The sequence below is a fragment of the Halalkalibacter wakoensis JCM 9140 genome, assembly GCF_000513095.1.
GTDB lineage: Bacteria > Bacillota > Bacilli > Bacillales > Bacillaceae_D > Halalkalibacter > Halalkalibacter wakoensis.
Window position 1 is genome coordinate 64,008 of sequence record NZ_BAUT01000014.1, and the last position, 11,180, is coordinate 75,187.

12 protein-coding genes are annotated in these 11,180 nt (G+C 38.3%); 11 read left to right on the plus strand and 1 reads right to left on the minus strand.

Annotated features, from left to right (window positions below; translation table 11 throughout):
* The first annotated feature begins 60 nt into the window (after positions 1 to 60).
* From JCM9140_RS08165 to JCM9140_RS08195, 7 genes are all read left to right on the plus strand, one after another.
* The gene (locus tag JCM9140_RS08165; RefSeq protein WP_034744823.1) at positions 61 to 720 is read left to right on the plus strand and encodes a DUF2953 domain-containing protein; all 660 of its coding nucleotides are present in this window, start codon (positions 61 to 63) and stop codon (positions 718 to 720) included.
* 21 nt (positions 721 to 741) lie between these two features.
* The gene (ytfJ, locus tag JCM9140_RS08170; RefSeq protein WP_052002141.1) at positions 742 to 1,215 is read left to right on the plus strand and encodes a GerW family sporulation protein; all 474 of its coding nucleotides are present in this window, start codon (positions 742 to 744) and stop codon (positions 1,213 to 1,215) included.
* A gap of 116 nt (positions 1,216 to 1,331) precedes the next feature.
* A complete protein-coding gene (tpx, locus tag JCM9140_RS08175) occupies positions 1,332 to 1,832 on the plus strand; it encodes a thiol peroxidase (protein ID WP_034744826.1) in 501 nt (166 codons plus the stop codon).
* 195 nt (positions 1,833 to 2,027) lie between these two features.
* Entirely contained in the window at positions 2,028 to 3,026 is a 999-nt protein-coding gene (locus tag JCM9140_RS08180; RefSeq protein ID WP_034744829.1) for a class I SAM-dependent methyltransferase, read from the plus strand.
* Between the two features lie 188 nt (positions 3,027 to 3,214).
* Entirely contained in the window at positions 3,215 to 4,402 is a 1,188-nt protein-coding gene (locus tag JCM9140_RS08185) for an acetate kinase (protein WP_034744833.1), read from the plus strand.
* A 65-nt stretch (positions 4,403 to 4,467) separates the two neighbouring features.
* Positions 4,468 to 5,484, plus strand: coding sequence for a 3'-5' exoribonuclease YhaM family protein (locus JCM9140_RS08190; RefSeq protein WP_235715308.1), 1,017 nt, complete (start codon positions 4,468 to 4,470; stop codon positions 5,482 to 5,484).
* A gap of 3 nt (positions 5,485 to 5,487) precedes the next feature.
* Positions 5,488 to 6,321, plus strand: coding sequence for an EcsC family protein (locus JCM9140_RS08195; RefSeq protein WP_034744836.1), 834 nt, complete (start codon positions 5,488 to 5,490; stop codon positions 6,319 to 6,321).
* 546 nt (positions 6,322 to 6,867) lie between these two features.
* Here JCM9140_RS08195 and JCM9140_RS08200 read toward each other — a convergent pair.
* Positions 6,868 to 7,179: a hypothetical protein gene (locus JCM9140_RS08200; RefSeq protein WP_034744839.1), complete on the minus strand. Its 312-nt coding sequence runs from the start codon at positions 7,177 to 7,179 to the stop codon at positions 6,868 to 6,870.
* A gap of 235 nt (positions 7,180 to 7,414) precedes the next feature.
* Between JCM9140_RS08200 and JCM9140_RS08205 the strand changes: the two genes are divergently transcribed.
* From JCM9140_RS08205 to JCM9140_RS08215, 4 genes are all read left to right on the plus strand, one after another.
* Positions 7,415 to 8,626, plus strand: coding sequence for an argininosuccinate synthase (locus JCM9140_RS08205; protein ID WP_034744842.1), 1,212 nt, complete (start codon positions 7,415 to 7,417; stop codon positions 8,624 to 8,626).
* Positions 8,626 to 10,002: an argininosuccinate lyase gene (gene argH, locus JCM9140_RS08210; protein ID WP_034744845.1), complete on the plus strand. Its 1,377-nt coding sequence runs from the start codon at positions 8,626 to 8,628 to the stop codon at positions 10,000 to 10,002. The genes JCM9140_RS08205 and argH overlap by 1 nt, the downstream gene beginning before the upstream one ends.
* A gap of 89 nt (positions 10,003 to 10,091) precedes the next feature.
* Positions 10,092 to 10,241, plus strand: coding sequence for a hypothetical protein (locus JCM9140_RS23675; protein ID WP_156314835.1), 150 nt, complete (start codon positions 10,092 to 10,094; stop codon positions 10,239 to 10,241).
* 127 nt (positions 10,242 to 10,368) lie between these two features.
* On the plus strand, positions 10,369 to 11,127 hold the full coding sequence (locus JCM9140_RS08215) for an SDR family oxidoreductase (protein ID WP_034744848.1): 759 nt from the start codon (positions 10,369 to 10,371) through the stop codon (positions 11,125 to 11,127).
* The last annotated feature ends 53 nt before the right edge of the window (positions 11,128 to 11,180 follow it).

An 11,180-nucleotide genomic window follows, 5' to 3' on the forward strand; every position in this document is an offset into this window, starting at 1 on the left:
TTTATTCTGTATAAAAAGGGAGAAACTAAATACAATCGATCTTTATAAGAGGGGTATTGTATGGTTTGGACGATTGTTATACTAGCATTAATTTTATTGTTTATCATTGTTGCAGCTTCAAAAATTAAAATTTATGTAGATTATAAACATAACAAAGATGATGATTTACTTGAAGCGAAAGTAACTTTTTGGGGAATGAAGGTCTACTCATTTTCTGCCCCAGTCATCAAAGTAGATGATGATTCAGCTTCTCTCATTGTAGAGGAAGAGCAAAAAATTGCTGGAATGGAAACGAAAAAGGCTTTACCTGTCACTCCTGAATTATTACATGACTATTTCAGATGGTTAAAAGATTTTTTAGATCATGTAGTTGGCCTACATAAAATCGTAAAAAAGTTTTTAAAAAAGGTTAGTGTGAATTCATTTACATGGCACACCGATATAGGAGTTGGCGATGCTGCACACACTGCACAACTTGCTGGAGCGATTTGGGGAGTAAAAGGGAATATTGTTGGTCTTATTGGGAATTATATGAGAATGAAGTTCATGCCGAAGTTATCTGTTGATCCACATTTTCAGGCAATGGTTTCTCATACGTATCTTTCGTGCATGTTTTCTTTCAGAATTGGACATGCTATCCTTGCAGGTCTAATGCTACTTAAGCATTGGAGAAGAAGACCGAAAATGTCTCAAACAAATTCGGTTGAAAAAAATATGTAAAAGTTGAAGGAGGAAACAATCATGACAGACCATCCAATTCAAGGTTTAATGAAAACAGCTATGGAAAATTTAAAAGAAATGGTCGATGTAAACACGATTGTTGGTGACCCAGTAGAAACTCCTGATGGCAGTGTAATTATGCCTGTTTCAAAAGTCGGTTTTGGTTTTGCTGCTGGTGGTAGTGAGTTTGTTATTGAACAACGTGGTACAGAAGAGCACACGCATCCATTTGGTGGAGGTAGCGGTGGTGGTGTATCCATTACGCCAATCGCATTCTTAGTTGTGAACAGTGAAGGTGTAAAGATGGTGCACCTTGATAGCAATACTCACCTTTATGAAAAACTTCTTGATTTTGCACCACAAGTTGTTGAGAAGATTCAACAAATGCTTGGGAATAACTCAGGTGGTACTAGTACAAGTGGTGCTCAAGGTAATACAGATACAACAACTACTTTTACTAGCACAACAACAACTGATAATAACCAATCACTTTAAGAATGGGGCTGCCCCATTCTTTTTTTTTTGCAGCGTACAATAAAGCACTTAGCTGGAAAGTTTATGTAAGGTCATGTAAGATAAGAAGCGTACATATATTTTGAGGAGGAATCACAATGGCAGAAATTACGTTTAAAAACAATCCCGTAACACTACTAGGTACAGAAGTGAAAGTTGGAGAAAAAGCTCCAAATTTTACTGTTCTTGCAAATGATTTGTCAGAAGTAACGTTAGCTGATTCAAAAGGAAAAGTTCGACTAATTAGCGTTGTTCCTTCTATTGATACAGGTGTATGTGACCAACAAACAAGACGATTCAATGAAGAAGCCGCAGGTCTTGAAAATACGCAAGTCTTAACAGTAAGTGTTGATTTGCCTTTTGCTCAAAAACGTTGGTGTGCAGCTGCTGGGATCGAAAATGTGCAAACTGTTTCTGATCACCGTGATCTTTCTTTTGGAGAAGCGTTCGGAGTTGCTATTAAAGAATTACGCTTACTAGCACGCGCTGTATTCGTAATTGATTCAAATGATGTTGTCACCTATGCTGAATATGTCTCAGAGGCGACAAACCATCCAAACTATGAGGCTGCAGTAGAAGCAGCCAAAGCAGCTAAATAAGAGAGCAAAAATGTCCTAAATGGTTTAAAAAAGCCTTTAGGACATTTTTTTCTAAAAGACTCTTTTTAAGGACCACATAAACCAGAAAACTCCAAAGTCTGTTAAAAATTTCTTGAAACTTTCCGAACAAGGTGGATAAGTAGTATTGAGAAAGGGAATTTGTTAAAATAGTGGGATGAGTGGAGAGAAAGGGGTATGAACTTGATTAATACAAAAATGGAATCACTTTATACATATTTAGATGACTCGGCAGCTTATTTAGAAAAAGCTCAAAACCTTACTTATTTAGAAGGGCTAGCGGAAGCTGGAGAAAACCTCTTTAGAGAAGAAGTGTGTCAGAATGTTACCATGGAGCAAAAGAACTGGCTCTTAGATAAGCTTGATTCACTGAACCTAGAGGAGCTGTCAAATGAAGATATACGGAAGGCGTTTCAGCTTGCTGTCTTGAAGGGGATGAAAGGGGCTGTGCAACCACATCATTCTATGACGCCAGATACAGTGTGCTTATTCTTAAGTTATTTGGTGAACAAAGTTATTGGGAAACGCGAAGAGTCTATACATCTCCTTGATATGGCAGCAGGCTCTGGAAATTTAGTACATGCTCTTATGAATCAAGTAACCGCTCCACTGTCGGTAACGGCTTTTGAAGTGGATGAAACATTAGTGAAGTTAGCTTTTGTTAGCGCAAATTTGCAAAAACATGAGCTTCAACTATTTCATAAAGACAGCATCGAACCGATCTCCTATAATCCAGTTGATGTCGTTGTAACAGATTTACCTGTAGGTTACTACCCGAAAGATGAAATTGCTGCAGAATACGCCTTACGTGCAAAAGAAGGCCATTCATTTATTCACCATTTAATGATTGAACAAGCTATAAACAAAACGAAGGATGGCGGCTTTTTGTTCTTTCTTGTTCCAAATTTCATTTTTGAAAGTGATCAGGCTAAACAGTTGCATGAGTTTGTAAAAGGTGAAACGAATATTTTAGCATTGCTACAACTACCAAAAACGATGTTTCAATCGGAGCAGTTTGGAAAAAGCATCTTCGTTCTTCAGAAAAAAGGAGAAAATACGATTCAACCGAAACAAGCTTTATTAGCAGAGTTACCATCTTTCAGTAAAAAAGAGGCACTCTCCGATATGATGAAACAAATTAATAAGTGGTTTAAAGATGAGCTACGTATAGAATAAGACAAAGGGTGTGATCTTACTAATAAGGTCACACCCTTTATTGAAGCGATTTCAATTCTGAAAATAAAGAATACGGCTGAAAATAGTAGAAAAAAGGCGAATTAGCTTGAAATAAGAAATTTGTGGTGCTTAAATGGAAGAGGTAAAAAGAAGAAAATAGAGGAAGAAAAAAGGAGTGGTTAATTAGAATGGCAAAAATCATTGCAATTAACGCAGGTAGTTCTTCATTGAAATTTCAATTATTAAATATGCCAGAAGAAACAATTGTAACAAAAGGGTTAGTAGAGCGTATCGGCTTAGGGGATGGCGTATTTACAATTGAAGTAAATGGGGAGAAAAATACCGAAACATTAGATATTCCTGATCATGCTTTTGCTGTAAAAACGTTGCTAGAAAAATTAACGAATTTAGGTATTATTGAATCACTAGATGAGATTGATGGAATTGGACATCGTGTTGTTCATGGAGGAGAAAAGTTCAATGATTCTGTTTTAATTACTGATGAAGTTCTTAGCGGAATTGAAGAAGTTTCTGAACTTGCTCCATTACATAATCCAGCGAACATCGTTGGAATTAAGGCGTTTAAAGAAGTACTACCAAATGTACCAGCAGTAGCAGTATTTGATACGGCATTTCACCAGTCAATGCCTGAGTCATCTTTTTTATACAGCTTGCCATATGAATATTATGAGAAATTTGGAATTCGTAAATATGGGTTCCACGGGACTTCACATAAATATGTATCTGAACGTGCAGCAGAGCTTCTAGGACGTCCGATTGAACAACTACGATTATTATCTTGTCACTTAGGAAATGGAGCTAGTATCGCAGCGATTGAAGGCGGAAAGTCCATTGATACGTCAATGGGATTCACTCCTTTAGCTGGTGTAACGATGGGAACTCGTTCAGGAAACATCGATCCAGCCTTAATTCCTTACATTATGGATAAAACAGGTCAGGATGCAAACGGAGTGTTAGATACTCTTAACAAGCGTAGTGGATTATTAGGAGTTTCAGGATTCTCAAGTGATCTACGTGACATTGAAGGGGAAGCTAAAAAAGGAAATGAGCGTGCCCAATTAGCTCTAGAAGTATTCACGTCTCGTATCCATAAATACATCGGCTCTTATGCTGCTCGAATGAGTGGCGTAGATGCAATCATCTTTACAGCTGGAATTGGTGAGAATAGTGATGTTATTCGTGAACGCGTATTAAAGGGCCTTGAATTTATGGGAGTCTATTGGGACCCAGCCTTAAACAAAGTTCGTGGCAAAGAAGCGTTTATTAACTACCCTCATTCTCCGGTTAAAGTTATCATCATTCCGACGAATGAAGAAGTAATGATTGCAAGAGATACAGTTCGTTTATCAAAATAATGTACGTGGGATTGTCTCAGAAAGCTAGAGACAGTCCCTTTTTGCTTTTAGGTGGTAACAAAGCTATGATTAGACTAAAACTTTCTAAAGCGCATAGAATGGAGAGAGAGCAAATAGGGGGGATTGCAATGGTGCGGTTGCAAGAGGGAGAAACGATTACAACCTTTTTTGTAATAAAAGAAAGAGAAATTAAAAGAGCTGCAAATGGAAGTGAATATGCGAACTTTTCATTACAAAAAAATGACCAAATCATACGTGCTAAGTTATGGGATATAACGGATGAACAAAAAGGGCAATTCTTGCGTAAAGCAATTGTAAAAGTCGAAGGAAAAGTTGGGGCTTATCGTGGTAAATGGCAGTTAACGATACATAGAATTCGACTTGCAACAGAAGATGATCCAATCACAGTAGGAGATTTGATTTCCAAAGAAGGAGTGCAAAGAGAAGAGCTTTGGCAGGATCTACGATATATGATGGAAGAGGTTACATCTAAAACACTTCAATCGATCATTAAACAATTATACAGTCAGAAAGAATTAAGAGAACGACTAACGACGATTCCTGCATCGCAACATTATCATCATACATACTACGCGGGTTTACTGGACCATATTGTTCATGTTACCCAATCCGCCATTTCTCTGTTACCACTCTATCCAAATGTAAACAAAAATATCGTGATTGCCACGTGTCTTCTTCATGACCTAGGGAAGACCGAAACATTCACTGAAGCCATTGCTCCTGAATATTCTTTGGAAGGGGAATATATGGGACATATTGCGTTAAGCCTCGAACTTGTGCAAGATGCAGCAAAGGAGGCAGGAATCGAACGAGGCAACCACGAATTATTAGCGGTAAAGCATTGTATAGCAAGTCAATACGGAGATACGAGTCAAGGTTACGGTAGTACGGTTTCTCCTAAAACAGCTGAAGCTGTTTTTTTTCAACACATCAAACAATTAAATGCTACGCTACAAGCTCTTGAATCCGTACAAGAAGCTGCCCATGAAACATGGACGTATTCTCCTATGTTAAAAAGGAAAGTATATACAAATCTTGACAAAAGAAGTAAAGAGGGATAAAACATGAGGAACATGGACCAATTTCAAAAGCGCTTAGACGAAGTGAAAGAGTGGGAAGATCATTTTTTCTCTTATGAATCAAGTGATGTGAAAACGACCTATAGTAAATGGACGGAACAAGTATTCAATCAACTCGGTGACCAGAGAAAAAAGAAATGGTTAGAAGCCATGGATACATGTTTACTTCATCTACAAGCTTGGCTACATCATTCTAGATCGTATGATGAAACAAAAAAGCGAGTCATCTCCCATGCTCGTACTTTTGATCCAACAGTCTCATCTATTGATGACTTACAGGAGCTTCCATTGGAACAGTTGGACTACTTAGCAGATCAGCTTATGGCAAAACAAAGATTGCTTGCACTTGGACAAGGTGGGTTAACAGGAATGGGAGGGGCGTTTCTACTACTTGCCGATTTGCCTGCACTAGCAGTTATTCAGCTACGTTCTTTACAACATCTCGCTTTAGTATACGGCTATGATGTTCGAAGACCTGTGGAGCTAATGAATTTGTTGAAATTATTCTATGTTGCAACGACCCCTAAAACTCATCAAGCAAATGAGTGGGACAAGTTACTCCATGAGGTGGGAGAACAAAATCGTGAACATGTTTTTTATGATGGAGATGACGCCATTTTGCAAGATTCGATATTTGAGCAACTCACCAAACAAATAGCAAAAAGTTTTGTCATTATGATGTTACGCAAAAAGTTAATTCAAGGAGTGCCATTAGTAGGAATGGCAGTTGGCGCAGGAATGAATTATCGCTTCTCCCAACAAGTAATTGAAGTCGGACAGCACTTTTACCAAAAAAGACGTTTAATAGAGCAACTATAAAAAGGAAAAAGCTGAGAAGCTTTTTCCTTTTTTGAATGGAACTTTTTGCAACGGAAAATAGTGAGTTAAAACATTGAAAGGGGTTAAAAATTGCATCATCCTCCGGTCTGTTTGGTATGCAAAACAAGTGGCTACGAAGAAATATGCGATGATCCTCAAGAGAATAATAAAGCTTTTAAATGAAAAAGAGTAACAAGTTAAAGATAAGTAAAAGTAACCGTAGCAGGGGAATGACACGGAGACTCCTGCGGGAGCAGTGACCCATGTGTGAGACCCCGCAGGCGACAGCCAAGGAGGCTCACCGGGCACCCGCGGAAAGCGGAGTGTCATTCCCCTGCGGCTGGTTACCCACTAACTTATGTTAGAAAAATCCTGTTTCTGCAAGGCTAGTGATCCCCTTCTCTTTTCCTGCAGGAGTCAAGTACCTTCCGCTCAATTACACTTATATATAGCAAGAACAACTTGAGAAAAGAGTTAAAAAAACAGCAATCTCATAAAAATCTAAACGAAACAGGCAACATATGACGATTCAGTACTATGATATTACTAGGCAGTTGCCGAAGTAACAGTAGGTGTCGTACGAAACCAAATCCATAAATCATTAATAATGGAAGCTAGTTCAGCCATCTCTAAGTTTAATTGACACGAGCGCTCGAAGTCTTCTTCAGAAGTAAGTTGGAGATGAACGGATTCAATTTGTTTTTCGATTATTTTTACGCGATCAGGAATGGTTCCTCGAATGGTTTCCCACTTTGCTAATATATGTTCTTGATATTCTTTATCAAGTTCGGTCCAAGAACCTTGAATGGTCGGAATCGAAAGACCAAGTCGTGCATCAAAATTGAATACAACACTCATAGAATCACCTCATTCTTTATTTTATAAGAAGGTAAATAAAATTGGTAAGAAAAACAATAAAAAAAGAAAAAATTTACTTGCCAAAACCAATCACCCCTGTTAAAGTAATGAATATTAATAAGAATTGTGTTTGGTTTTATGCAAAAAGTGCAAGCAAGTATCGCACTCATTTTTTTGAATAAGGATGTATAAAAATAATATTTTAAGTATTAATATTCATTGGAGGTTTTGAGAGATGAGCAAAGAGAAAGTAGTTTTAGCATATTCAGGTGGATTAGATACATCAGTTGCGATTAAATGGTTAGCAGATAAAGGGTACGATGTTATTGCAGTCGGTTTAGATGTAGGGGAAGGAAAAGATTTAGACTTTGTTAAACAAAAGGCATTAGATGTAGGTGCAATCGAATCTTACTCTATTGATGCAAAAAAAGAATTTGCAGAAGACTTTGTTTTACCAACTCTACAAGCACATACCATGTATGAAGAGAAATATCCATTAGTATCAGCACTTTCTCGTCCGCTTATCTCTAAGAAGCTAGTAGAAATCGCTGAACAAACAGGTGCATCAGCAGTAGCGCATGGTTGTACAGGAAAAGGGAACGACCAAGTTCGTTTTGAAGTATCCATTCAAGCATTGAATCCTAACTTAAAAGTATTAGCTCCAGTACGTGAGTGGGGCTGGTCTCGTGATGAAGAAATCGCTTATGCGAAGAAAAATAATATTCCAATTCCAATTGATTTGGATAATCCTTACTCAGTTGACCAAAACTTATGGGGACGTGCAAATGAGTGTGGAATTTTAGAAGATCCTTGGGCAACTCCTCCAGAAGGTGCATATGAGTTAACGAACTCTCTTGAAAATACACCAAATGAAGCTGAGATTGTTGAAATTGGCTTTGAGCAAGGTGTTCCAGTTACGTTAAACGGTAAGTCTTATCAGTTAGACCAGTTAATTCTTGAATTAAATCAAGTAGCTGGTAAGCATGGTGTTGGACGGATCGATCACGTTGAAAATCGTCTTGTAGGTATTAAATCTCGTGAAGTATACGAGTGTCCAGGAGCAATGACGTTAATTAAAGCACATAAAGAGCTTGAAGATATTACATTAACGAAAGAAGTGGCACACTTTAAGCCAGTGATTTCTAAGAAATTATCTGAAGTAATCTATGATGGTCTTTGGTTTTCTCCAATTACCAAAGCATTGCAAGCATTTTTAACAGAAACGCAAAAAACAGTAACAGGTGTTGTTCGTGTGAAATTATTTAAAGGTCATGCGATCGTTGAAGGACGTAAATCACCTTACTCTTTATATAATGAAAAACTTGCTACGTACTCAACGGATGATGAATTCGATCACAGTGCAGCGGTTGGTTTCATTTCGTTATGGGGTTTATCAACTAAAGTAAACAGCATGGTGAACAAAGAGAAGAAGGAGGTCACTCAGTAGTGGCTAAGCTTTGGGGCGGACGTTTTACAAAAACAGCTGAGGAGTGGGTCGATGCATTTGGTGCATCGATCGGCTTCGATCAGGCATTAGTAGATGAGGATATAGAGGGAAGTCTTGCGCATGTAACGATGCTTGGCAAGTGTGGTATTCTTCCTGCAAATGAAGTTGAACAAATTAAAACTGGACTCAATACTCTACGTGAAAAAGCGAAAAATGGAGAGTTAGAGTTTTCTGTTTCCGAAGAGGATATTCATTTAAACCTTGAAAAAATGCTTATTGATGAAATTGGACCAGTTGGAGGAAAGCTTCATACAGGAAGAAGTCGTAACGACCAAGTGGCAACTGATATGCATCTTTATTTACGGAACAATACGAGAGAAATTATGAGTGCTGTCAAAAAGTTACAACAAGCGCTTTATGATCAAGCAACTCAACATGTTGAAACCTTAATCCCTGGTTACACGCATTTACAGCGTGCGCAGCCTGTGTCATTTGCTCATCATTTACTTGCGTATTTTTGGATGCTCGAGCGTGACTACGGTCGTTTAGAAGATAGCATGAAACGGTTAAATATTTCCCCACTCGGAGCTGGTGCTTTAGCAGGGACAACGTTTCCAATTGATCGGGCTTACTCAGCTGAACTTCTTGGCTTTGATGATATTTATCATAACAGTCTAGATGCTGTAAGTGATCGGGACTTTATTGTAGAGTTTTTAAGTGCGTCTTCTGTTTTAATGATGCATTTATCACGACTTTGTGAAGAGCTTATTCTTTGGTCAACACAAGAGTTTCAATTCATTGAAATGGATGATTCCTTTGCAACAGGCAGTAGCATTATGCCACAGAAGAAAAATCCAGACATGGCTGAGTTGATCCGTGGGAAAACAGGACGGGTTTACGGAAATTTGTTTTCTCTTCTTACAACTCTTAAAGGTCTTCCGCTTGCATACAACAAAGATATGCAAGAAGACAAAGAGGGCATGTTTGATACGGTTGAAACAGTAAAAGGTTCTTTAAACATATTTGCTGGTATGATTGAAACCATGACAGTAAATACGGATACGATGGAAAAAGCGGTTCATCAAGACTTCTCTAATGCGACGGAGCTTGCTGACTATTTAGCAACAAAAGGGATGCCTTTCCGTGAGGCACATGAAGTCGTTGGAAAACTCGTTCTTGTTGCCATTCAAAAAGGGGTCTTTTTGTTAGACTTACCTTATTCAGATTACCAAGAAGCAAGTAGTCTATTTGAGGAAGATATTTTTGACGTCTTACATCCAAAAACAGTTGTGGCTCGACGGAACAGTGCAGGTGGAACAGGTTTTGATCAAGTGAAGCTAGCTTTAGAAAAAGCGGCACAATGTTTGAAGGCTTAATGTAAGCTCCGACTTTTTAAGCACATAAAACTGGTTAGTCTGCCAATACTAAGTAAGCGATCGAATACTTAGTTAGGGGGACGTCAAAAGTGAAAGAACATAAACTGTCAAACCACGTATATGATGCAGAAGGCGAAATGTCTGTACACCAGCAAGTAATGGATTCCTATAGTCAAGGAACGCACGAGCAGCGTCATCAAGACGAGATGGAGCATCAATACGAAAAAACAAAGTATTAAGTTGTCTCAAGTTAAAGAGACTATTTCAGAGCAAATACATTTTGCTTATGAAGTAGTCTCTTTTTTTACTATAGAGGAAAAACATAGTATCATTTATGAGAGAAAAGAAGGGTGAGGAGGGGTAAAGATGCGTCATGCCTTTATAACAGCAGGCACAAAGGGGTTAGGTTTACAAGTAACAGAAGCTTTGCTTGTAGAAGGACATTCTGTAACCGTTACGTACCGGAGCGACATAGATGCTGTTTTAAAATTGAAAACAAAATGGAGTCAATACGAAGACCGACTTCAATTTGTACAAGCAGATGTAACAATAAAAGAAGACATTGAGAAAGCGGTAGAGGCAGCATTTACTCGTTTTAACCGAATAGATATATTGATTAACAACGCTGGTCCGTATGTGTTTGAAAGAAAGAAACTAATTGACTATGAAGAAGATGAATGGTATCAGATGATTGAAGGAAATTTAAGCGCAGTTTACCATCTACTAAAAAAAGTTGTTCCAATCATGCGCAACCAACAATATGGTCGGATCGTTACATATGGTTTTCAAGGAGCAAACAGTGCCCCTGGATGGATTTATCGTTCTGCTTATGCGGCGGCAAAAGTAGGATTGGTTTCCTTAATGAAGACCGTCTCGATTGAAGAAGCTGAATTTGGCATCACTGCCAACATGGTTTGTCCTGGAAATATTTTAGGTTCTATGAAAGAAGCAACGATAGAAGAGGCAAGACAGCAACCGGATAGTGATACACCGATCGGAAGGTCTGGAACTGGAGAAGATATTGCTAGATCAATTCTGTTTTTGTGTGATGAAAATGCCGATATGGTTACAGGAACAGTCCTTGAAGTGACAGGTGGAGTTGATGTGATTCATCGATATCGGTAAAAGTCCGCAGACGGCTTCTCCTTCTAGCTTAAAAGCAGGCAGCGGCTCCGCGT